Genomic DNA, 21,720 nt, shown 5'->3' on the forward strand with positions numbered 1-21,720 from the left:
GGTATTGTTAATTAACTTTTGTTGCATTTCTTAATTGAACTTACGCAACGGCTTTTCAATATCAGTGTTCCATATGGATATCACTCCATGGTGAGATAGCAATAAAACGATTTGCAGCGGTTCCATATTCTCCATAAACTGCCTAACTGTGATGGTAGGTCATACCTGATATTCCAATCCAAAATTAACGATAGTATAACAGATTGTTTATCAGATAGGTAAAACGTTTTACTAAACGCTGTTTATATAAAAAACATAAAAAATTTGAATTATTGGTACTAAAACCATTATGTTAGGCGAAAATTTCGGCAAACCTTAGCAAATTATATGACAACTACATCCAACAAAAACTACGCATCAGCCCTGTATTCATTAACCATGGTATTTTTTTTCTGGGGGTTTCTGGCTGGGGCAAACGGAGTATTCATACCTTTCTGCAAATCACATTTCGACCTTACGCAATTCGAATCCCAACTGATAGATTCAGCCTTTTATGGTGCTTACTACATCGGTTCATTGGTCTTATACCTCTATTCAAGTGGGGTAGGTTATGATTTCCTGAATAGAATAGGGTATAAAAAGGGTATCATCTATGGGCTTTTTATATCAGTGGTCGGAGCGATATGCATGATTCCCTCGGTCAATAGTTCGGAATATATGTTTATTCTCATGGCTTTTTTTGTAATTGCTTTGGGTTTTTCCTTGCAGCAGACGGCAGCCAATCCTTTTGCGGTGGCGTTGGGCGATCCTGCTACAGGGGCACACCGACTTAGCTTGGCGGGCGGGGTGAATTCATTTGGCACCACTATTGGCCCCATCATCATTACACTTATCCTATTTGGCACCGTGGTAGCCACACCCGAACAGGTGGCTAATGCCCCCATTAGTTCGATCAATATTTTGTATATGATTTTGGCTGGGGTATTCCTTTTGGTGGCTGTACTTTTCGCCATTAAACAAATGCCTCGGGTCACTTCCGATGAGGAACCAGAAAGCAGTAATAAACTTACCAAGGCATTATTGATAATCACTTTTTCCCTTTTAGCGATTATTCTCGTTGGATTTGTGCTTCCCGAAAGTTACGGGCACCAAGGTACCTTAGCTATGCTAATCATCGCGCTGCTTGTGGTCGTAACCACACTATTTCTCTCCAATGGTGCCGCGCAGAAAAATGGCAACGGCTGGGGAGCAATGAAATACCCCCAACTTACATTGGGAATGTTGGCTATTTTTGTGTATGTAGGTGTAGAAGTGACCATACAGAGCAATCTTGGTGCTTTATTGAAGACTCCGGCATTTGGTGGTTATAATGAATCTCAGATTTCACATTTTATCTCCCTATATTGGGGAAGCCTGATGATTGGTCGCTGGATGGGAGCCGTGACCGTTTTCAGAATGAGCAAAACAATGCGCGCATTGATGAGTATATTGGTCCCATACCTGGCGTTTGCCGTGATATTGCTGGTAAATCGCATCAGCGGACGTGATGTATCCGATTTATATATTTATGCCATTTGCATTGCCGTGATGATTATCGCCAATTTTTGGGCACAGGCGAAGCCAGCTAAATTGCTGATGGCATTGGGTATATTGGGTGTTGGCGCCATGCTCATTGGCCTTTATACGGAAGGCAAGATTGGTATATTTGCTTTTATTAGCGGAGGACTCGTCTGCTCTATCATGTGGCCAAGTATCTTTGCACTGAGCATCACAGGACTTGGTAAATACACTAGTCAAGGGTCTGCTCTTTTAATCATGATGATTTTGGGAGGGGCTATCATCCCGCCTTTGCAGGGGAGTATTGCTGACGTATTACATGATATCCATTTGTCGTATTGGGTCCCAGTTGCATGTTTTGCTTACCTTGCATTCTTTGCTTGGAAGGTATCGGGAATACTGAAAAAACAAGGGCATGATATAGAAAATCTAAATACTGAGGGTGGGCATTAGTAAGGAGAAACCTGAAACATACTGAAGACAACAATAGCTCAATTTTCTTGTCAATTTTTTAGAAGGAGACATAATATTTTTGAAATAAGCGGGTCTATAATGTTATTTTTTTCACAGAAAACTGTATTTTCGGCGCGTATATCCAGATGGATATCATTGGATTAAAAATATACCAACAAAATAAAACCCAACAAATGATTATTATCGCAGACGGAGGATCAACCAAGACAAATTGGTGCTTATTGGATGATGCCGGGAAAAAAGTGTATTTCAATACTGAAGGTTACAATCCGTATTTCGTGAATAGCGAATACATTGTAAATTCACTTAAAAAGGGATTACCAAAGGATTTGTCCTATGATCAGATAGTAGAAGTCAATTATTACGGTGCGGGTGTGCACAATGATGAAAAGGCCAATATCGTCATTGAGGCACTCCAACAGGTCTTCGTCAATTCCCAAGTGTTTGTAGGCCATGATTTACTGGCTGCCGCCAGGGCCTTGCTTGGCGACCAAGCAGGCTTTGCCGCAATTTTGGGCACAGGAACCAACACGTGTATATATAATGGGGAAGATGTTGCATACAATATCGATTCAGCTGCCTATATCTTAGGCGACGAAGGCAGCGGCTGTTATATTGGTAAAAAACTGCTTACTGATTACATCCGGGGGTATATGCCAGAAAATGTCCGTGAAATATTCTGGGAAACCTACAAACTCACTCCCGATGATGTGATGGACGCTGTTTACACCAAGCCCTTGGCTAATCGGTTTTGTGCGAGTTTCAGTAAGTTTGTGTATGATGTATCGGTCGATATCAGCTATTCGCGCGGAATCGTCCAAAATGCTTTCGATGATTTCTTTCGCAACTTAGTTTCGCATTATCCGGATTACCAAAATTATTCGTTCAATTGCATTGGTTCAGTGGGCTATAATTTCAGAAACGTATTGGAAGATACAGCCAATCAATATGGCATGAAGGTAGGCCGGATTGTCCGCTCGCCGATAGACGATCTGGTGCAATACCATATCAATAGATCGGCGAAATAACCTACCGGATAAACAGGCTATTTTTTAAAAAAGGGTTGAAGAATCAAACTTCAACCCTTTTTATTTTTCAGCATTGGTAAATTATCACAACCCTTATATACTTCGTCCTTGGAAAGGATAATCATCTGCGTCCTATTTTCTGTTTATTGACCAAATAGGCCACCTAATCCACCTAGCATATCTTGGGTAGCGGCTTGCATCTCCGTTTGACTGATATTGTCAGCCTGTTTCAAGGCGTTGTTAATCGCTACGACAAGGAGTTCCTCCAGTTCCTCTTTATCAGAATTAGAGAACAACACGGGGTCGATTATAATATCAGTTACCTCCTTGTTGGCAGTGGCTGTCACTTTAATGAGTCCTCCTTCTGCTTCACCCACTACACTGATATTATCCAATCGTTTCTTAATTTCTTCGGCCTTTTGGCGCGCCGCTAATAATTTGTCAAACATTTTTTTGTTCTTTTAAACACCTACCTCTTTGGTGAACCGAAATTAATATGTTTTGTTTTAATTTTTTCGCCGTGCAACAATGATAGCAATAACGAAAGCAATAACCACACCGATTACCGATGTGGAAATCGTAGATACCAAAATATGATTGGACAAGGAAAATCGCAGTGCAGCTATTTGTGCATCCATTCCTTTAGTCTCAACAGCATAATGCATCATATTATTCAGGAAGGTCGGATTCACAAACACACAAAAGACATACCACACCAAAGGGCACAGCATGGTGACTACCAATGTGATGCCTAACCCAGCCATGAAAGCTTTCCTAAATCCCGTGCGGCTATCGGATTGATTCCTACTGCTTCGGATACCCCAAAACATAATAGCCACAGAAGGTACGGCGAAAAAATACGAAAGGTATTCATGATATTGAATGTATCGGTCATGGAGCCCTACCAATGACTCAATAACTGCCCATATAAAAATGGCAAAAGCGAAAAGGATTCCGTAATAAATGGCTATCTTCATAAAAGGGTAGATCACCACTCAAATATATAGATAAAGGTATAAAAAAGCAAGTATAGCGCTAAAGGCTTCATGACACATAGCCTACTATCCCCCCATTTTCCCTCGCACCCTCAGATATAGTACGCTACTATGTGGCAAACCCAAGGTAGTGGCAGGTGTAATCTCCAGTAAATTTTGCAGGTACACCTCTACAATACCCGTGAGCACTCTCCTTCTCGATTCCTCAAACTCGGGCATCACAAAGAACTTACCCAGATGCATTTTCCCTTCCTGATCCACTAATACCGAGAACGTATGGTAAAAATCTTTGTATGCCTTGTCAATAACAATATCATATTCAGGATACAAGTAAGCGTAAGCAGCCGATTGGTTTATCAGCTCCAGGCTATCGTATTGACGACGCTTCACTTCGATATTCGGACTCTTACTCGCCAATTTCACAGTTTGCTTAGAAGAAAACGAACTATCCACATTTGTTGGATTACAGTTAGCCCGTTCGATCATTTGCTGAACAAACAAGGAGTCCTGTTTGCGTGGCTTCCGCAGATCGGCCAAGGAAGTACTTAGTTGTTGCAAATATTGTTTGGAATAAAATCGCATGTATACATTGGAGCGTATCTTATTTACTTTCAGGCCGTCTAAACTCAGGCGTTGGAGCATCATGCTGTCGCGGTGCAGGTCAATCACTTTCCAGCTTTCTCTCGCAAAATGGAAAAATGAGTCGTGATCGTGGGTGATCTCAAAATTGAACGAGGAATCACTGCCCGGCACATAGATCTGGATGGCATCCTCACGAGTGAATTTCACATGCCATTCGGGTTCCTGTACAAATCCAATGGAATCATATGCCAAGCCGCTGTCAAATGACCGCCTCACCTCATAATAGTCAATCCCCGCAATTGGGGTAAAGGATGGTTTTCGTCGATTTTCCCTTTCGCTTTGGGCGCCCCCCGCACAACCCACAAGATAACAACATATCATGAAAAAGTGGATTTTTCTAAATTGGGCAATGAAACTACTCTTTATTTGCATAGCCCGCTAACCTAATATAAATACCAATAATATCCAATAAATTTCCTGTTACAATGATGCGGTTTCTATTTTCGATACCCACATGGAAGCCTATTAATGGACATCATATTAAGTTTTCACCAAATGAGAAACAAAAAAAGTCTCATTTGTATTCAACAAACTCACAAGCCAACGATTCAAAAATTCATTTTGGAAGGGTTTTCCGTGAAGACAATACCCTGAGCGCTTAAATACCATTTCCTGATGGATAAAACAGGGAACCTGTTTTCTAAAAATAGGTCCCTGTTTTAACAAATAGCCTATCGACGAATGGGTATTTGAAGTGACCACGAATCACGACTTTATCTTTTTAAAGATGACCTACTTACATTAAATCATCTGTCCGCCTGAAACCTCAATTCGTTGGGCGTTAATCCAATAGGCTTCTTCCGTACATAAGAAAGCGACCACAGGGCCGATATCCGTTGGCAAACCCACACGCCCCAAAGCCGTAGCCGAAGCAATGTGCGCATTCATTTCTTCATTATCCCTAACGGCACCTCCGTTAAAATCTGTTTCGATAGCCCCCGGCGCAACGATGTTGACTCTTATTTTTCGTTCGGCCAATTCTTTTGCCTGATATTTGGTAAGGATTTCCAAAGCACCTTTTATCGAGGCATAGGCTGAGTATCCGGGATAAATAATACGGGTCAATCCTGAGGAAATATTAACAATACCACCACCGTCATTCAAATAACCCAACGCCTGCTGAGTGAAAAAATAGCCAGCCTTGAAGTGTATATCAATCAATTCGTCAACTTGAGAAACCGTAGCGGAAGAAAAAGGAGCAAATTGTCCCGTACCAGCATTGTTGATTAGAAAATCAAATTTACTTGTATTGAACTTTTCCTGTAACTGTGGATTTAACCTGTTGCCGAAAAAGTCGGCGTAACCGTTGTGGTCTGAAACATCCAGTTGCAAGGCCAGGGCTATCCCGTCGCTATTTTCAATTTCAGCTACCACGTTATCAGCTGCTTGTTTGCCGCTTTTGTAGGTGAGTACTACATCAATTCCTTTTTTGGCAAGGTTTAAAGCCATATCCCTGCCCAGCCCTCGGCTCCCGCCGGTTACTAATGCGATTTTGTTTTGTGTGTTCATATTTTACTTTTTTATTTACTGCAAAGTTCATGAACAACACATCATGGGATGTAGTCGAATCTCCTATTGTTGTAGTCAAAAATGGGGGTTGACGTATTTTAGAAAAAATCTCATCAATTAAATGACTGCCTAAACGCTAAAGGCGAAAGTTTGGTCTTGTTCTTGAACAGCTTACTAAATGACTGCGGATGTTCAAATCCCAATGCGTAGGCGATTTCGCTTACCGAAAGTTCAGTAGTGGATAATTTTTCTTTGGCTTTTCCAACCAGTTTATTGTGGATGTGTTGTTGGGTGCTTTGTCCGGTGAGCGTTTTAAGCAAACTACTTAAATAGTTGGAAGACACGTTGAGTTTATCTGAAATATCCTGAACTGTTGGCAAGCCTTTTTCAATTAAATCATCATTATCAAAATAATCCGTAAGCAGCTTCTCTAACCGATCAAGGATTTTATGGTTGGCTATTTTACGGGTAATAAATTGGCGGTTATAAAACCGGTCTGCATAGTTAAGCAACAATTCAATTTGCGAAATAATAATCCCTTGGCTAAATTTATCAATATTAGCATGATATTCTTGCTGGATATTTTGCATAATCCCTACAATAACAGTCTCTTCTTTTTCTGAAAGGAACAGGGATTCATTGACCGCATAACCAAAAAACTCGTATTGTTTAATACCCTTCGCCAAAGAAGTATTCCATAAAAAATCGGGGTGAATAAGCAACAGCCATCCTGAAGGTTGCACAGATTCTTCACTGTCAAGCAATTCTACGCTAAAAACCTGTCCCGGAGCAATGAAGGACATCAATCCTTCGTCAAAATCGTATTCCTGCTGGCCATACCTGAATTTTCCGCATACATTTCTTTTTAGGCCTATGGTATAAAAATCTTGTATCCAGCTTACCTGGTTATTTTCGGGGGAATGACTGATTTGCCGATAATCTACCAAACTTATTAGGGGGTGCTCAGGGTTAGATAATCCTCGAAGTTTATGAAACTCGCTAATGGTCTTGATTCTGTGAATTTGTTTGATTGGCATATGGAAAGATACTTATTTTTAATGATATTTTTTCAATAATTCAAGGTTAGACTATTTCAACCTATTCTTAACAATCTATCGTCTCCGGGCCTTGGTGTTGTTCCACCCCAAGCCACACCATCAGTATTTGAAGCGATTAAACGAGCGCATCCATTAATGGTATTAGAGACATAGTAAGCATTATATTACTAATCCGATTTTGTTTTGTGTGCCCATTTTCTGTTTTATATTTTTTCAAAGTTCCGAAACAACACCTAATGCAATGTAGCCGAATCTCTTGTAGTTGTAGCCAAAAATAGGGTTGTTTTAAACTTATTTCGCTTTGGTCACTAGCGGAACCTTCTTGAGTCTTCCCCATATAATGAATACCGCAATAATTCCAAAGAAAATGTTTATACCAATTTGTGATGCCTCCCCTCTTGAAATGTGAAAAATACTTGCAGCGATCATCAATGCGATCGTTCCAAATGCGGCATAAATTGTAAGCTTTGGCTGTATATGAAGTAATGCCGGAAAAACCAATCCAATACCTGCCAACAAATCCAATACTCCTGTAAGTTTTACCAATGTGACATTGCCTGCTGTCCATGCCCACATTTCAGCTAATTTGTCAGCTGGTTGAAACAGTTTCATCGAGGCTGCCCAAATAAAACCGATTGAAAGCATCACTTGTGCTATCCAAAGGATAATGTTCATTGTTTTTGATGTTTTTTGCTCACTTGCCATATTATATCCTTTTATCATCACAAAATTAACCATATTTGATATCCGAACGATAGTACTTCCTCTTTGGATAGCACTATCCAAATGGGAAGTAATGTAAAAAACGAAAAAGAAATGTTGTCAAAAGGTGGCTGCCCTAAAACGATGCTTTCAATCAGAGATGCTCTTGAGGCTGTTGACGGAAGATGGAAATTGCTTATCTTGTTTTCTTTGTCGGAAGGTCCTAAACGATTTAAGCAAATTGCAAGGGAAGTCAACGGAATAACGGATAAAACGCTGTCCAAAGCCTTAAAAAGTCTGGAAGTGAATCAATTAATAATTAGAGAAGTGTTTGATACCTTTCCCCCGGCTGTTCAATATACTATTACAGAACATGGGATGTCGCTTGAAAAAGTATTGGATGAACTTCATTATTGGGGTTTAGCTCACCGTAAGAAAATCATTGGTAAATAATTGTCTAAAGAGCCCGCTCAAGCAAACTTGGTGAACTCTTTTGCATAAAAATACCCCTGCGTTCGCAGGGGCTTTTTTGGTTGGTCGGGATGGCGGGATTCGAACCCACGACCTCCAGCACCCCATGCTGGCGCGATACCTGGCTACGCTACATCCCGTTTGGGGGTGCAAATATAAGAAAAAATCAATCCAGGTCTAGCAAAAATCTCTTCGCCCCACGCTTTTTTATCCTAGCCTCTAGCTTAAGTGCCTCACGTCGATTAGCAGCTTCAAAATCTTTCACAATTCCCCATGGAATCCCACTTTTTGTATACCTGCTTTGGCCCTTATTGTGTTCGGCAAGCCTTTTGTTTATATCCGAACAACTTCCGGTATAATATTTACCGAGGGCATCGCTATATAATATGTAAACATGATACATGGTTCTCAGAAATAGGTTTAAAAGCTCCCACGACCTTGACATCATGCGATATCTGGTCACGCCTATGGCGTGACTATTCGTAAATTATCCGTTTTTATCACCGATATATTTGTAGAAAGCATCACGATAAGTATCCCCAACAGGAATAACCTTATCCTGGATAAAAATGCGTCCACGCTCGATACTCGCAATTTTGTCGAGTGCCACAATATATGAACGGTGTACCCTTACAAAACGGTTAGCAGGAAGGATATCTTCCATTTTCTTCATGTTTTGAAGGGTAACAATACGTTCGGTAGTTGTAAAAATGGAAATGTAATCCTTGAGCCCTTCTATGTACAAGATATCATCAAGGTCTACTCGTTGGATTTTATGTTCAGTCTTGACGAAAATGAAATCAACCATATCATTTTGTTGTACGGTCGAAAGAACCGGTTGTTGCGTTTTCAACACCGAATTGTTCAAGACCTTCTGAACAGACTTATAAAAGCGGTCAAAAGCGATGGGTTTCAACAAGTAATCCACCACATTGAGTTCATAGCCTTCTAATGCATACTGGGGATAAGCTGTAGTGAGGATAACATCGCATTTACCATTGATGATTTTAAGAAACTGTATTCCTGTAAGTTCAGGCATCTGTACATCCAAGAACACCAGATCCACTTCACCATTCTGTACCATCGTCAGTGCTTCAATGGCATTGGTCGTGCTGGCTACAAGTGATAGTTCAGGTATCTTAGCCACATAATCTGCAATGATATCCAATGCCAGCGGCTCGTCATCTACTGCTATACATCTAACCATGAGCGTATACTTTTGGGTTATAAATATATGAAAAGTTCACCACTGTAATAATTGTCGGACTCCACAATATTAATGGTGTGTTTATCCGGATACCCTAACTGGAGCCTTCGTTTTAAATTGGTAAGCCCCACCCCTTTCGTTTGATCCTTATTCACTTGACTCTTCGCATTTTCTGCCTTGAAATGCAAACGGCCATCTTGAACTTTTATATCAATGCGAATCGGTTTATTCGCATCGGTAGACACGCCATGCTTGAACGCGTTCTCAAGGAATGAAATGAGCAGTAAGGGCATGATGCGATGGTTCGTCTCATCAATCTCCACATGAAAATCAACATAAATTTTTTCCTTGAAGCGTAATTTCTGCAGCTCAATATAATTTTGCAAATAATTAATCTCCTCCTCCAATAAAACGGCCTCTTCATTGCTTTCATAAAGCATATATCGCATGATCTCAGACAATTTCAAGATGGCCTCGGGTGTCTTTTCTGATTTCTGGTAGGCCAGTGAATAGATATTATTTAATGAATTGAATAAGAAGTGCGGATTGATTTGTGATTTCAGAAAGGCCAGCTCTGCATTGAGTTTTTCATTTTCTAAGCTTTTACGCTGCTCCCGGTTCTTGAAATCAGAAGAAATCGTATATATAGCAGAACTCAGCAGCATGAAAAACAATCCCGTTATCAACGCGGCAACGACGTACTGTATAGGGGTCAACACCTTATCCTTATTATCGCCATACCGCAGAATGATATCTTCAAATTGCAGTGCCATGGCATATTTGACGGCTATTGAAACCACTAAAACAACTGCCATATACAATACTGCACGCCCATACTGACTGCTATCAATGAGCGGTGGATTGATAAAGAAATAGTGCACATAAAAAATAACGATGTTCAATGCACCATATAGCAATATAATAATGGCCGACTCCTCTGGTCGTTCCCTTACATTAACAAGATACAAAACCGTCAATAAGACCACCCAAATGAGGATATGAATCAAAACTGCTTTATTTTTAAGCATAATTGCAAATATACTGTTCAAAAGCAATAATTGCTTTGGTTGATAGACAAACATCTCGCTTCTATCGGCCAATCCCCTATTACGATAGATGAACGTCTAAAAACCCGTTAGTCTACAAAATCAGACGGTTGGTCTAAAAGATTTCTACAGAAAGCCAAGTATTAGTTCCTTTGTACTGTGCGTTTGGAAGTTGGTGTGATTGTATAATATTGCAAACAATAAGAACAATGAAAAAATTGAGCGTTAACATTTCACCTTTTCTATTACTTATTATTCCCTTTTTCATAGCCCTGCTAATGGTGGCTGGACAGGCTGGGAGTGAAGTTATCCAAGAGCGGATCCAACTGAATGCCTCCTTTATATCCCTGCAAGATATCAATATTTTCAAGGTATTATCGCGGTAATGGTATCCTAAAGGATTCATATGGGACTGAGGCAATAAAGAGCCGCGGGCAATCTCGCACTTCTCGTCCAACTTCCTTACCTTTGCATTCATGCAAAGCCCGCTTATTTCATTGCACAGCATCTTGGAAGCATTAAACCTCGATACCGCATGCATATCATTACTCGAACAGACTGAAGAGCATGGTGAATTTATCCAAGCCAAGACTCCCAAAACAATCTATTCCACCATCCGCATCATCGGAGATATGCTGAATGTGAAACAACGGGCGGACCAGTTAGCTGAAAACCTTGAGGAACGTATCAATATCATCACCCATAAACTCAAGTTCATTGCTGATGAGCATAAACCCAAAGTATTATGCATCAACGGTGTATCCCCAATGACAATTGCACATAATGAATATATCGATAACCTTGTCAGTATTGCCGGCGGCATCAATTACTTTGATGCACCGAGTGACAAGCTGAATCCTGATCTCCTAATCATCATCAGTAGCCAGCCCATGCCACAGCTATTGGATGAGTTGCCCGCTGCATTATCCAATCGGGAATGGTCGGAAACACAAGCCGTAAAAAACAATAACGTATACGTTATACACAACAGTAAATTCCTGCATCAGCCCGGGGCTACCATTGCCGATGACATAGAAATACTGGCGGAAATCATCAACCCACGGCAATTTTTCTTCGGGCGTAATGAAGATGTCTGGATGCAGTTTAGTTTGAATTAAAATCACAAGCCATGGGCAATTCCTCCGCCCAATTAAGGATATTTCAATAAATGCGATTTGAATGCTGCAAAATCCACTGGCAATTCCATCACCTCTTTCCTACGACCTTTCAACGTCTTTACTTGTTCGGGGATGATAATCTTCGCAGCGATTTCAGGCGGAAAAACCTCCGGGAATTTGCAGGGGTGGGCAGTGGATAGGAACACTGTCGCATATGCTCCGGGATGTTGCTGCCGGTAGGTTTCGGCTGCCAGCCAAGCGATAGCCGTATGCGGGCAGGCCACATAGCCATAACGGTTGAAAATCGTTTGTATGGCTATCTGGGTTTCAGAATCGTTGTATGTGTAGGCAGATATAACCTTCCTCAGCCCAGCCACATCATGATCAAATAAATCCATGATTCGCACCCAGTTGCTCGGATTTCCCACATCCATGGCATTGGCCAGTGTCTGTACGGATGGCCGAGGTTCGTAATTGCCGCTTTCTAGGAAACGTGGCACCGTATCATTCACGTTGGTGGCAGCGATGAAACGTTTCACAGGCAATCCCATCTTATAGGCCATCAATCCCGCACCGATATTACCGAAATTACCGCTAGGAACGGAAAACACCACCTCCTTGATGCCTTGCGACAGCAACTGTGCATAAGCATTGAAATAATAGAATGTTTGCGGAATGAGCCGTGCAATATTGATAGAATTTGCCGAGGTAAGCCGCAATTTTTTCCGAAGGTCTTCGTCATTAAATGCTTCTTTGACCAACGACTGGCAATCATCGAATGTGCCATCCACCTCGATGGACCGTATATTTTGGCCATTGGTAGTCAATTGCAGCTCCTGCACAGGGCTTACCTTTCCCTTGGGATATAGGATGGTAACCCTTGTACCCAGTACGCCCAGAAAGCCCAACGCTACTGCACCTCCAGTATCACCCGAAGTAGCCACCAATACATCCAACACGGATTTTTCTTCTCCTGATAGATAAGCCATTATTCGGCTCATAAAACGGGCCCCGAAATCCTTGAAGGCTAACGAAGGACCATGAAACAGTTCCAATACAGCCGTACCGCTATCCAACGGTTTTACAGGCGCTTCAAAATCCATGGCATCACGGATGATTGCATGCAAGTCGGCTTCCGGAATATCTTCTCCTAACAGCGACTTGGCTACTGTAAAGGCTATTTCCTGCAATGAATATTGTTGGAGATTTTGGATGAAATAAGGATCCAGCTGTGGTATCCGCTCTGGCATGTACAATCCCCTATCAGCCGGTAGGCTATTAAAGACGGCCTCCTTGAAAGAAACCCGTAATCCGTTATTATTTGTACTGTAAAATTGCATCTTATCGTTCTAATCTCGTATCGGTGTAAACCCGTTTAGTTCGCGTCATCTGTGTTCAATGCTTTCGGGCTTTTGCTTTCACTCTTCCCGACCTTGTATTTCCTTCGGTCCTTCGGTATTTATTCCAGAAACATATCCGTTGCTATCGATACCTTGACCAGCCAGGTGTGCCTGTACCACCGAAGTGATATGAGTTGCAATGTCCTTGCTTTGGGCAAAGGCAAAAACAGATGGACCTGAGCCAGAAATACCGAATCCAAGTGCCCCTGCCTCCATGGCTAATCGGCGCATTTCGTAAAATTCTGGTATCAAGATGGCACGCGTGGGCTCAATCAATACATCCTGCATGCTACGCCCAATCAAGTGATAGTCGCTAGTAAACAAACCCGCTACCAGTCCGGCGATGTTCCCCCATTGAATGACGGCGTCTTTGAGCGCCACTTTCGCTCGGATCATCTGCCGGGCATCGCGTGTAGGCACATCCACATACGGAAACACCACCGATGTATACAGTTCGGACGGTACAGGCAACGCCACCACATCCAGCGGATCGTATCCCCGGATCAGTGTGATACCTCCCAATAAGGAGGGCGCCACATTATCTGCATGGCCATGACCACAGGCCAATTCTTCTCCCTGTATGGCAAAGGGTAGCAATTCTTGCCGCGAAAGCGGGCTACCCAACAATGTGTTGATTGCAAACAGTCCCGCTACCGTACTTGCCGCGCTTGATCCCAAGCCACTCCCGATGGGCATTTGTTTATGCAATTCGATTTCCACCCCAACATCAGTCCGGTCGATATACTGGAGGAATGACATCACACTCGCGCTGACGGTATTTTTTGCCGCCTCACGGGGTAGCCTCCCATCGTCGCCTGTGATATTCACGATGTGTACCCCTTGACGATCAGCTTTGCACATGATTACCTCATCTCCTGGTTCATTCAAGGCAAAACCAAGAACATCAAATCCACAGACCATATTGGCCACGGTGGCCGGGGCAAATACATGTACGCTGTCTTTTTCGATGCGGTCTGCTTCAGCTTTTATTCCGGTTGTTGTATATATTGATTCCATATTGTCCAATGCAAGCTATTAGGCGCCAAATAATTATGCTCCAACATTTACCAAATCGGCGAAGACTCCTGCGGCGGTCACTTCTGCGCCCGCTCCAGGGCCTTTCACCACTAATGGCCGTTCTTTGTATCGTTCCGTCGTGAATGAGATGACGTTGTCGCTCCCAGAGAGCGTAAAAAAAGGATGGTCTTTATCTACCAATTCCAATGCGATAGACACGTGGCCTTCTTCCAGTTTGCCGATGTACCGGATGGCTTTCCCCTGTTGTTGAGCTTTATCCTTCAAGTCATTGAAATAGCTATCCGCGGCTTTTAATTCCCGGTAAAAATCATCCACCGAAGTCGCCCGGATACATGTTTCTGGCAATATGGTCCCCAAATCCACGTCCTCCGCTTCAAGCGGGTAGCCTGCATCCCTTGCTAGTATCAGCATTTTACGCATAAAATCCGTACCCTTCAAGTCATCTCGGGGATCAGGCTCGGTATACCCCAATCGTTGTGCCGTTTCCACAACATCATGGAAGGAAGCGTCTCCGGTAAAATTATTGAAAATATACGATATCGTACCCGAAAGTATTGCTTCAATACGAATGATGCGATCGCCGCTCAGCATCAAATCCTTGAGCACACGCACGATGGGTAAACCTGCCCCTACATTGGTTTCGTAAAAAAAATCTACCCCATGCCTGCGGGCGGTGTCTTTCAGGGCCTTGTATTGGGCGTATTTGCCCGAATTGGCGATTTTGTTGCAGGTAACTATGGAGATATTGGATTTGAAAATTTCCTCGTAATAATGAATTGGCAATTCGCTTGCCGTGTTATCGATAAACACGCAATTAGGTAAATTCATCAACTTCATCTGTGCCATAAACTGCGCCAAATCCGCCTGTTCGCCAAATTCTTGCAGCTGTTCCTGCCAGTTGTTTAACGTGATTCCATCACTCTTGAACAACATCTTTCGTGAATTGCTGATTCCCACTACTTTTATTTCAATGTCATTGTGGTCTAGCAAAAACCCATATTGCTCCTGTATCTGCCGGAACAAGGTGGAGCCAATGTTTCCCGTCCCCAGGCTGAAAACGTGCATGGTCTTGTTCAATTGGGCAAAAAAAGCATCGTGCACCGCGTTCAGTGCTTTGGAAAGGTCAGACTGGGAAATAATCACCGAGATATTGTATTCAGATGAGCCTTGGGCTATCGCTCGGACATTGATACCGTTTCTACCTAGGGCATGGAAAAGCTGCCCAGACATGCCGGGTGTCTGTTTCATGTTTTCACCGACGATGGCCAGTACAGACAATTTCCCTTCAATCTCCGGTTCCAATAGCTTATTGGCTTGCAGTTCCAGTTCGAATTCATTTTCAATCAACCCCTTTGCACGTAATGCATCTGCTGGATGTATGGCAAACGTGATGCTATGTTCGGATGAAGATTGGGTAATTAGTACCACATTAATCTGTTCCCGAGCCAATAGGGTAAACAACCGCCCACTGAAGCCTGCCTTTCCCACCATCCCACTGCCAATCAGGTTGATTAGACTGATATCTGAAATGGAAGAAATGCCTTTGATCGGCAATGTTGTTTTGCCGCTATCGTGTTGGATTGTTGTTCCAGCAAAATCCGGGTTGAATGTATTCCGTATAATGATGGGAATTTTCTTAAGGAATGCTGGAATCATGGTAGGTGGATAGATAACCTTGGCTCCAAAATACGACAATTCCATCGCCTCCGTATAGGAAAGTATGGGAAGCGAAAACGCCTTTTTTACGATGCGGGGATCAGCAGTAAGCATGCCATCCACGTCTGTCCATATCTCAATGGCTTCGGCATCAAGTGCCGAGCCGATGAGGGCTGCTGTATAATCACTCCCCCCCCTACCCAATGTGGTGACCCTGCCATTTTCATTGGCTGCGATGAATCCAGTGACGAACAGCAATTGCCCGGGGTTCTCGGCAACAAAAGCCTGTATAAGCCGCTCCGAACTTGCCTGATTTACATGCGCGCTCCCAAAATGGCTGTCCGTTCGGATAAGCCGTGTGGCATCCACAAACAACGCTTCTGGGAAATACTGTTCAGCAATTTTGCTAACCAAAAACGCCGAACACCTTTCGCCATAACTCAGAATCAGGTCTTTGCTTTGCAAACTCAATTCCCTAAGGTTGAAGACACCTTGCAGCAGGTCTTCCAATTCATTGAGATAAAGTTTCAGCTTGGTGAAAACAGGGTTTTGATATTTAATTCCGATAAGCTGTTTCACCACTGCAAAGTGGCGGGCTTCCAATTCTTGCAACCCACCCATGAAATTCACGCCTTCTGCGGCATCTTCCGCAAGCCGAGTGAGCAAGTTGGTCACGCCCCCCATGGCAGATAATACTGCTACCGGGCGCTCACCGGATTCATGTGATCTCTTTACAATTTCTAGTACTGCACGGATACTGTCTACGGAACCTACGGATGTGCCGCCAAATTTGAGTACCTTCATTTTCTTAGTCGAATTAGTTCGTTTATCTGAAAACAAAAGCGCCTTCCTGTATTCGAGGAAGGCGCTTTATTGTTCTTTATCATTACGATTACAACATAAAATTACTTCCTCCGTGCTTCATACCCGGTGGTAATAATTGTCGTTGTAATTATTGAATGTCTTTTCACGATATTTTTTCAAATTTCTGCGACAAAGGAAAACTATTATTTTGATATTAACAAGAAAAAAGTCACTTTTTTATGATTTCTATATTTATAACCCTTGTTTCTTATTTATTAGCGTACACTATGAAAAAACTGTTGAGATTATTAAATTATTAATTTTTCCTTGCATCAATAATATTTTTAACATAGCTTTGCGAACCAACGGACCTAAAATAGGTACGTCAATAAACAATCAACGTCTGCATGTTTCACAAAAACGCAGCTTAATGAAGAGAAAAACATTAATAGCATGTATGCTATTTGCTTGCTTATTTGCTGTATCGCAGGCACAGACTCCAACCAATCAGCTTACCATAAACCCAGAAGACCCCGATAATTTAGCCAAAGAATACTTTTCCCAAATAATGGGAGTTGCGGTTTCTGCGTCTACAAACACCAAGCTTTACCAGTTTATATACGAATGGATAGGCACTCCTTATCGGTTGGGCGGTAAAACAAAAAAAGGTGTTGACTGTTCAAAATTTGCCTATGAGCTTTATGAACAAGTGTTCAACACGACACTTGGCTACAACAGTCGTAATATTTACACGCAGGTGAACCCCATACGGAAAGACGAGCTCAAACCCGGTGATTTGGTGTTTTTCAAAATAAGGAGCCGAAACATCACCCATGTAGGGGTATACATCGGTGATGATAAATTTGCGCATGCTTCATCGAGCCGTGGGGTGATGATCAGTAACCTGAATGAAGCTTATTGGAAGCGTTATTATTATAATGGGGGTAGGATGTTCACCGCAGAAAACAAATCTGATGGGCTAGTGCAGCAACCTCCTGTTAATTAAAAAAAGACGTTCAAAATAAATAGATCCGGGCACGAGTTTTCGTTGTCCGGATTTTTTTATTAGCATATACCTATTTTATCTATGATGTCTAAGAGCAATTCACCTAACTTCATACATGTTTGTGCCTCAGGCTTCATGAATATTTCTTATTTTTACCACGCATTACACTATACAAGATAGCATGTCCACAAAAAAAGTGTTAGTCCTTGACCAAGAGCAGATACAAAAAAAAACCATTCGTATTGCCTATCAAATACTTGAAGACAATTTTGAAGAATCATCATTGATCTTGGTGGGTATAGCTGAGCGCGGGTACGTGTTTGCCAAACGGTTAAAGACGTTACTAGAAAAAATCTCTTCGCTGGATATTCAGCTTATTAAAGTTACATTGGATAAAACGAGCAGAACATTGGATGTGCAAACGGATATCCCCATTGAACAGGCGAAGAATAAAGTCGTCATTTTAGTTGACGATGTCTTGAATAGCGGGCGTACATTGGCGTATGGTATGGGTGCGTTCTTCAATGTTCCCCTGAAAAAAATGCGTACGGCTGTATTAATTGACCGGAGTCATCATAAATTTCCAATTTTCAGTGATTTTTCGGGTCTGAAGTTATCCACTATCCTTAAGGAGCATGTCACGGTAAACCTTCATGAGTGCGATGGTGGTGAGGATGCGGCTTGGCTTATGTGAAAAATCTGATATACCTAGTTTTATTTCATCGCGATTCTCAACGTCATGCCAGGTTTAATACTGTTACTTTTCAACCCGTTAGCCGCTTTGATGCTGGATACACTGGCACCACGATGTTTTTGGGCGATGTCAGACAACGTATCCCCTTTCTTCACACGATAGCTGATCTGGGAGGCTGACGAATTTGTTGTTTTGCTAGAAGTGGAGGACACTTCCGGCTTGAAGACACTTAAGCGTTGTCCAGGTACAATAGTGTTCTTTTTGAGGTTATTCCAGACTCGTAAGTCTTGTACGGTGACCCGATATTGATTGGCTATTTTACCTAATGTTTCGCCCTTACGCACCCGATGAGTGGTGGCGTTTTGACCTGAATGAGATGGATTTGAAACATTCATCACCTTGGCGTTTTCCATGGGGTTATTCAACGCTACATACAAAGCCGAAAAGGTGGCTGGTTGTACTTCCGGCAATATAAGCCGTTTTGGCATCTCAGGGGTACCGTTTACAATCCCCCTTTTATATGCTGGATTAAGGGTTTTGATAACCCCTTCATCGATATCCAATGCTTGGGCCACACCATTAAGGGGTACAAATTTTTGGACCCATACCGTTTCCGTTTTTAACAACATGTCCGCTTCAACCGGCTCAATACCATGCTCTTCATGGTATCCCAGCATATAAGTCATGGCAATAAACGCAGGCACATAATTACGTGTTTCCTTTGGCAAGTAAGGGCTGATGGCCCAAAAATCAGGGTTACTCGCCCCAGACCGATGAATTGCCCGCAATACATTGCCTTTGCCACAATTATAGGAGGCAATGGCCAATAGCCAGTCTCCAAATTCATTGTAAGCATCCAATAAGTAGGCGGCGGCGGCATAACTAGCAGCCACGGGGTCTTTTCGTTCGTCTATGTAGCTATCTATTGCTAAATCATACATCCGGGCTGTGGCAAACATAAACTGCCATGGACCGGTGGCTCCCATTCTAGATACCGCATGGGGATTCAAAGCCGACTCCACAATAGATAAGTACTTGATTTCATCGGGCACTCCTATTTCGGCAAATACCTGCTCATAAATCGGGAAATAATACTGCCCAAGCCCCATCATACGGGAAAGATGTCGTTTATAACGGTCTGTACTATAGGTGTCAATATAAGACTGCACTTGAGTATTATAGGTGAGTGGGACCGCTTTCTGCAAATAGGCAAGCCTCCCCTTTATGCTAGTCGGAACAATCTGAAATAATGATGGGTGATCGAAGGTTTCTTCTAGGTGAACAAAGTTTATGCTGTCTGCGGTTAAGTCGAGTTGTGCATTAATATGGTCGGTTATGTTGTTTTCCGTTAATGTGTCGGACAACGAATCAAGGGAAGTGGTTTTCGAAACTGCTAGCTGCACACACAATATGCTACTCACGGCTATTGCCGAAATTCCTTTTAATCTCATATTTTCGTTAGTAGGTATTTATGCCATAATGCTTTTACAAGACAATCCAATAGCCTATTGATTTCAACGATATGTGTCATTTGGCACACATTACTTAGTGTTGAAAACGTGCCAATGCACTTTTTATTGCATTACCACCAAATAAAAGCCCAACAACAAATGAAATATGGCCTGCCATAAAATAATAAAGAGACCTTATGCCGAACTTATTGCTGTTCGGTATAACGTCCCGTCCGGTATTGAATATGAGTTTTGTTATTTATTTTCTTCCAATTCCTCTTTAGGAGTTTCCTTCTGACCTTCCTTGAATTCACGGATACCACGTCCCATGCCACGCATCAGTTCGGGGATTTTCCGGCCACCAAAAAGTAAAAGGAGTGCTAAAACAATCAAAATAATCTCTTGCGCACCAAGAAACAACAGCACTGAATCTAACATAATAGTTGTTTTAAATTACCAAATCCATCTATCAATCCTGTATAATACAGGCGATTTTACAAATGTAGGTATAATATTTTTATTAGTACAATTATTGCTCATTTGTTTATCCTTAGCGGATTAACGAAATTGGCTAAGCCGCTGGGATTGGATTATTTCAACGCTAATCATAAGTTTTATTTTGCTAGCCAAGGTTCGGGATTTATCGGTGCGGCTCCCTCCCAAATCTCGAAATGTACTTCAGAGTTTCCATCATCCGTATCTGACAATACTGTGCCCAGTGTTTGTCCCCGTTGCACTACTTGTCCCCGTTTCACCGTGAGGTTTCTCAAATTATTATAAATAGAATAATACTTGCCGTGTCGGACAGCTACGGCATATACACCCTGAACATTGTAAACGACGGCCACTGTGCCCTCAAAAATAGCTTGTACAGACGCATCATTACTTGTTCGGATCTTTATTCCGCTATTGTTTACAGTAACATTTCTTCCATATGTTTGCCGTCCAAAACGCTGGGTAATGATCCCCTGTTGCACCGGCCATGGCAACCTTCCCCTGTTGCTAGCAAAATCAGCCGATAGTTTCGCGGCTTCCGGCGTGGACGCCAGTACCTCAGTGTCACTTTTCCGCACGGCTGGTTTCTCGGCTTCCACTTCTTTGACCGTCTTTCCAGTCCTCTCAGCTTCCAGTGCTAGTGCAGCCTTACGGGCCTCCTCTTCCAATCGACGCTGTTCCGCAATTTCGCGCTGGATGGCTGTTCTTATCGCCCTAGCCAGCCGTTCATCTTCCTGCTGCTTCTTTTGGAGCTCCTGCTTAAACTGCTTCTCTTGTTTTGTAAGCGCATTGAGCACTTTCGACTGTTCGCCTTGTTCTTGGGCTATAACTTTACGTTCCTCCTGTTGTTCGCCAAGCAATGACGCCTGCTCCTTTTTACTGGCCTCCAGCTGCGCCACTTTCAACGCGATCTCTTTCTGGGTATCTTCGATTTCCTTTGCCCGTTCCTTGCGCGATTCATTGAATTGCTGCAGGTATTTTATCCGTTTAAATGCCTGGTTGAAATCTTTCGACGCAAAAATGAACATCATTTTGTTGTGTGCATTCCGATTGCGGAACGCAAACATGACCATGCTTTCGTAGTCTTTGCGCAATTTAGCCAGTTGGTTACGAAGGTTTTGGATGGTTTTATTATGGGAAGCGATCCGGTTACTGATGAGCCTGATTTCGCTATTGATCGTACTAATTTTTTGCTCACGTAAACGCAGCTGAGCGTTCAATGCATTCACCTGCTTAAGCGAAAGGCTCTTATCACTGGATGTGCTTTTTAAGCTTTGGTTGAGTTGCTCAATCTCTCGATTCAGGCGTTCACGCTGCTTTTTAAGCTCGGCACTGCTTTGGGCATAGCAGGTAGCCAATGCCAGAAAAAATGCAACTATGCTTAAAATTCCTCTAATAAAATCCATCAATATCTTTTACTATGTTTGAT

22 protein-coding genes and 1 tRNA gene are annotated in these 21,720 nt (G+C 42.4%); 7 read left to right on the forward strand and 16 right to left on the reverse strand.

Translation table 11 applies throughout. The features are described from left to right. Positions 1-327 precede the first annotated feature (327 nt). Positions 328-1,950, forward strand: coding sequence for an MFS transporter (locus tag NF543_RS17575; RefSeq protein ID WP_257669488.1), 1,623 nt, complete (start codon positions 328-330; stop codon positions 1,948-1,950). A 194-nt stretch (positions 1,951-2,144) separates the two neighbouring features. After that, positions 2,145-2,999 (forward strand): N-acetylglucosamine kinase, encoded by an 855-nt coding sequence (locus tag NF543_RS17580; RefSeq protein ID WP_257669489.1) that lies wholly within the window; start codon positions 2,145-2,147, stop codon positions 2,997-2,999. A 143-nt stretch (positions 3,000-3,142) separates the two neighbouring features. Here the strand turns inward: NF543_RS17580 and NF543_RS17585 are convergent, their stop codons facing one another. From NF543_RS17585 to NF543_RS17610, 6 genes are all read right to left on the reverse strand, one after another. Then, a complete protein-coding gene (locus NF543_RS17585) occupies positions 3,143-3,448 on the reverse strand; it encodes a YbaB/EbfC family nucleoid-associated protein (protein ID WP_257669490.1) in 306 nt (101 codons plus the stop codon). 57 nt (positions 3,449-3,505) lie between these two features. After that, on the reverse strand, positions 3,506-3,976 hold the full coding sequence (locus NF543_RS17590) for a DUF4199 domain-containing protein (RefSeq protein ID WP_257669491.1): 471 nt from the start codon (positions 3,974-3,976) through the stop codon (positions 3,506-3,508). Positions 3,977-4,060: 84 nt separating this feature from the next. Continuing rightward, a complete protein-coding gene (locus tag NF543_RS17595; RefSeq protein ID WP_257669492.1) occupies positions 4,061-5,008 on the reverse strand; it encodes a hypothetical protein in 948 nt (315 codons plus the stop codon). A gap of 369 nt (positions 5,009-5,377) precedes the next feature. Then, positions 5,378-6,145: an SDR family oxidoreductase gene (locus tag NF543_RS17600; protein ID WP_257669493.1), complete on the reverse strand. Its 768-nt coding sequence runs from the start codon at positions 6,143-6,145 to the stop codon at positions 5,378-5,380. A gap of 113 nt (positions 6,146-6,258) precedes the next feature. Then, positions 6,259-7,182, reverse strand: coding sequence for a helix-turn-helix domain-containing protein (locus tag NF543_RS17605; protein ID WP_257669494.1), 924 nt, complete (start codon positions 7,180-7,182; stop codon positions 6,259-6,261). Positions 7,183-7,494: 312 nt separating this feature from the next. Further along, a complete protein-coding gene (locus NF543_RS17610) occupies positions 7,495-7,908 on the reverse strand; it encodes a DoxX family protein (RefSeq protein ID WP_257669495.1) in 414 nt (137 codons plus the stop codon). Between the two features lie 81 nt (positions 7,909-7,989). Here NF543_RS17610 and NF543_RS17615 point away from each other — a divergent pair, with 81 nt between their 5' ends. Continuing rightward, a complete protein-coding gene (locus tag NF543_RS17615; RefSeq protein WP_257669496.1) occupies positions 7,990-8,358 on the forward strand; it encodes a winged helix-turn-helix transcriptional regulator in 369 nt (122 codons plus the stop codon). Between the two features lie 81 nt (positions 8,359-8,439). Here the strand turns inward: NF543_RS17615 and NF543_RS17620 are convergent. The 4 genes from NF543_RS17620 to NF543_RS17630 all read right to left on the reverse strand — a co-directional run bounded on the left by NF543_RS17620 (position 8,440) and on the right by NF543_RS17630 (position 10,611). Further along, positions 8,440-8,516, reverse strand: a tRNA-Pro gene (locus NF543_RS17620). 26 nt (positions 8,517-8,542) lie between these two features. After that, the gene (locus NF543_RS25575; protein ID WP_373275019.1) at positions 8,543-8,824 is read right to left on the reverse strand and encodes a GIY-YIG nuclease family protein; all 282 of its coding nucleotides are present in this window, start codon (positions 8,822-8,824) and stop codon (positions 8,543-8,545) included. A 39-nt stretch (positions 8,825-8,863) separates the two neighbouring features. Beyond that, positions 8,864-9,583, reverse strand: coding sequence for a LytR/AlgR family response regulator transcription factor (locus tag NF543_RS17625; protein WP_257669497.1), 720 nt, complete (start codon positions 9,581-9,583; stop codon positions 8,864-8,866). Between the two features lie 17 nt (positions 9,584-9,600). Beyond that, a complete protein-coding gene (locus NF543_RS17630; RefSeq protein ID WP_257669498.1) occupies positions 9,601-10,611 on the reverse strand; it encodes a sensor histidine kinase in 1,011 nt (336 codons plus the stop codon). Between the two features lie 227 nt (positions 10,612-10,838). Between NF543_RS17630 and NF543_RS17635 the strand changes: the two genes are divergently transcribed. Continuing rightward, positions 10,839-11,015: a hypothetical protein gene (locus NF543_RS17635; protein WP_257669499.1), complete on the forward strand. Its 177-nt coding sequence runs from the start codon at positions 10,839-10,841 to the stop codon at positions 11,013-11,015. Positions 11,016-11,138: 123 nt separating this feature from the next. Beyond that, entirely contained in the window at positions 11,139-11,747 is a 609-nt protein-coding gene (locus NF543_RS17640) for an ABC transporter substrate-binding protein (RefSeq protein ID WP_257669500.1), read from the forward strand. 32 nt (positions 11,748-11,779) lie between these two features. Here the strand turns inward: NF543_RS17640 and thrC are convergent, their stop codons facing one another. The 3 genes from thrC to thrA form a co-directional block, all read right to left on the reverse strand. Continuing rightward, entirely contained in the window at positions 11,780-13,087 is a 1,308-nt protein-coding gene (gene thrC, locus NF543_RS17645) for a threonine synthase (protein WP_257669501.1), read from the reverse strand. A 78-nt stretch (positions 13,088-13,165) separates the two neighbouring features. Continuing rightward, complete coding sequence (locus NF543_RS17650) at positions 13,166-14,164, reverse strand: homoserine kinase (protein ID WP_257669502.1); 999 nt, start codon at positions 14,162-14,164, stop codon at positions 13,166-13,168. A 33-nt stretch (positions 14,165-14,197) separates the two neighbouring features. Next, complete coding sequence (gene thrA / locus NF543_RS17655; protein ID WP_257669503.1) at positions 14,198-16,645, reverse strand: bifunctional aspartate kinase/homoserine dehydrogenase I; 2,448 nt, start codon at positions 16,643-16,645, stop codon at positions 14,198-14,200. Between the two features lie 430 nt (positions 16,646-17,075). Here thrA and NF543_RS17660 point away from each other — a divergent pair, with 430 nt between their 5' ends. Both NF543_RS17660 and NF543_RS17665 read left to right on the forward strand, forming a co-directional pair. Then, entirely contained in the window at positions 17,076-17,651 is a 576-nt protein-coding gene (locus NF543_RS17660) for a C40 family peptidase (protein WP_257669504.1), read from the forward strand. 181 nt (positions 17,652-17,832) lie between these two features. Continuing rightward, on the forward strand, positions 17,833-18,345 hold the full coding sequence (locus tag NF543_RS17665; protein ID WP_257669505.1) for a phosphoribosyltransferase family protein: 513 nt from the start codon (positions 17,833-17,835) through the stop codon (positions 18,343-18,345). Positions 18,346-18,365: 20 nt separating this feature from the next. On the opposite strand, the gene NF543_RS17670 is transcribed toward NF543_RS17665, so the two are convergent. The 3 genes from NF543_RS17670 to NF543_RS17680 form a co-directional block, all read right to left on the reverse strand. Further along, positions 18,366-19,796: a LysM peptidoglycan-binding domain-containing protein gene (locus tag NF543_RS17670; protein WP_257669506.1), complete on the reverse strand. Its 1,431-nt coding sequence runs from the start codon at positions 19,794-19,796 to the stop codon at positions 18,366-18,368. 255 nt (positions 19,797-20,051) lie between these two features. Beyond that, positions 20,052-20,234 carry a twin-arginine translocase TatA/TatE family subunit gene (gene tatA / locus NF543_RS17675; protein ID WP_188752827.1) on the reverse strand — a complete coding sequence of 61 codons (183 nt, stop codon included), beginning with the start codon at positions 20,232-20,234 and terminating at the stop codon, positions 20,052-20,054. A gap of 176 nt (positions 20,235-20,410) precedes the next feature. Continuing rightward, the gene (locus NF543_RS17680; protein ID WP_257669507.1) at positions 20,411-21,697 is read right to left on the reverse strand and encodes a murein hydrolase activator EnvC family protein; all 1,287 of its coding nucleotides are present in this window, start codon (positions 21,695-21,697) and stop codon (positions 20,411-20,413) included. Positions 21,698-21,720 lie beyond the last annotated feature (23 nt).

Source organism: Parapedobacter tibetensis (genome assembly GCF_024704835.1).
Lineage (GTDB): Bacteria > Bacteroidota > Bacteroidia > Sphingobacteriales > Sphingobacteriaceae > Parapedobacter > Parapedobacter tibetensis.

Coding starts and splice junctions, on each gene's coding strand:
- NF543_RS17670 (WP_257669506.1), bottom strand. CDS start 19,796: ATGAGATTAAAAGGAATTTCGGCAATAGCCGTGAGTAGCATATTGTGT.
- NF543_RS17595 (WP_257669492.1), bottom strand. CDS start 5,008: ATGCAAATAAAGAGTAGTTTCATTGCCCAATTTAGAAAAATCCACTTT.
- NF543_RS17630 (WP_257669498.1), bottom strand. CDS start 10,611: ATGCTTAAAAATAAAGCAGTTTTGATTCATATCCTCATTTGGGTGGTC.
- NF543_RS17680 (WP_257669507.1), bottom strand. CDS start 21,697: ATGGATTTTATTAGAGGAATTTTAAGCATAGTTGCATTTTTTCTGGCA.
- tatA (WP_188752827.1), bottom strand. CDS start 20,234: ATGTTAGATTCAGTGCTGTTGTTTCTTGGTGCGCAAGAGATTATTTTG.
- NF543_RS17585 (WP_257669490.1), bottom strand. CDS start 3,448: ATGTTTGACAAATTATTAGCGGCGCGCCAAAAGGCCGAAGAAATTAAG.
- NF543_RS17650 (WP_257669502.1), bottom strand. CDS start 14,164: ATGGAATCAATATATACAACAACCGGAATAAAAGCTGAAGCAGACCGC.
- NF543_RS17615 (WP_257669496.1), top strand. CDS start 7,990: ATGGGAAGTAATGTAAAAAACGAAAAAGAAATGTTGTCAAAAGGTGGC.
- NF543_RS17580 (WP_257669489.1), top strand. CDS start 2,145: ATGATTATTATCGCAGACGGAGGATCAACCAAGACAAATTGGTGCTTA.
- thrA (WP_257669503.1), bottom strand. CDS start 16,645: ATGAAGGTACTCAAATTTGGCGGCACATCCGTAGGTTCCGTAGACAGT.
- NF543_RS17605 (WP_257669494.1), bottom strand. CDS start 7,182: ATGCCAATCAAACAAATTCACAGAATCAAGACCATTAGCGAGTTTCAT.
- NF543_RS25575 (WP_373275019.1), bottom strand. CDS start 8,824: ATGATGTCAAGGTCGTGGGAGCTTTTAAACCTATTTCTGAGAACCATG.
- NF543_RS17610 (WP_257669495.1), bottom strand. CDS start 7,908: ATGGCAAGTGAGCAAAAAACATCAAAAACAATGAACATTATCCTTTGG.
- NF543_RS17635 (WP_257669499.1), top strand. CDS start 10,839: ATGAAAAAATTGAGCGTTAACATTTCACCTTTTCTATTACTTATTATT.
- NF543_RS17600 (WP_257669493.1), bottom strand. CDS start 6,145: ATGAACACACAAAACAAAATCGCATTAGTAACCGGCGGGAGCCGAGGG.
- NF543_RS17660 (WP_257669504.1), top strand. CDS start 17,076: ATGAAGAGAAAAACATTAATAGCATGTATGCTATTTGCTTGCTTATTT.
- thrC (WP_257669501.1), bottom strand. CDS start 13,087: ATGCAATTTTACAGTACAAATAATAACGGATTACGGGTTTCTTTCAAG.
- NF543_RS17625 (WP_257669497.1), bottom strand. CDS start 9,583: ATGGTTAGATGTATAGCAGTAGATGACGAGCCGCTGGCATTGGATATC.
- NF543_RS17665 (WP_257669505.1), top strand. CDS start 17,833: ATGTCCACAAAAAAAGTGTTAGTCCTTGACCAAGAGCAGATACAAAAA.
- NF543_RS17575 (WP_257669488.1), top strand. CDS start 328: ATGACAACTACATCCAACAAAAACTACGCATCAGCCCTGTATTCATTA.
- NF543_RS17590 (WP_257669491.1), bottom strand. CDS start 3,976: ATGAAGATAGCCATTTATTACGGAATCCTTTTCGCTTTTGCCATTTTT.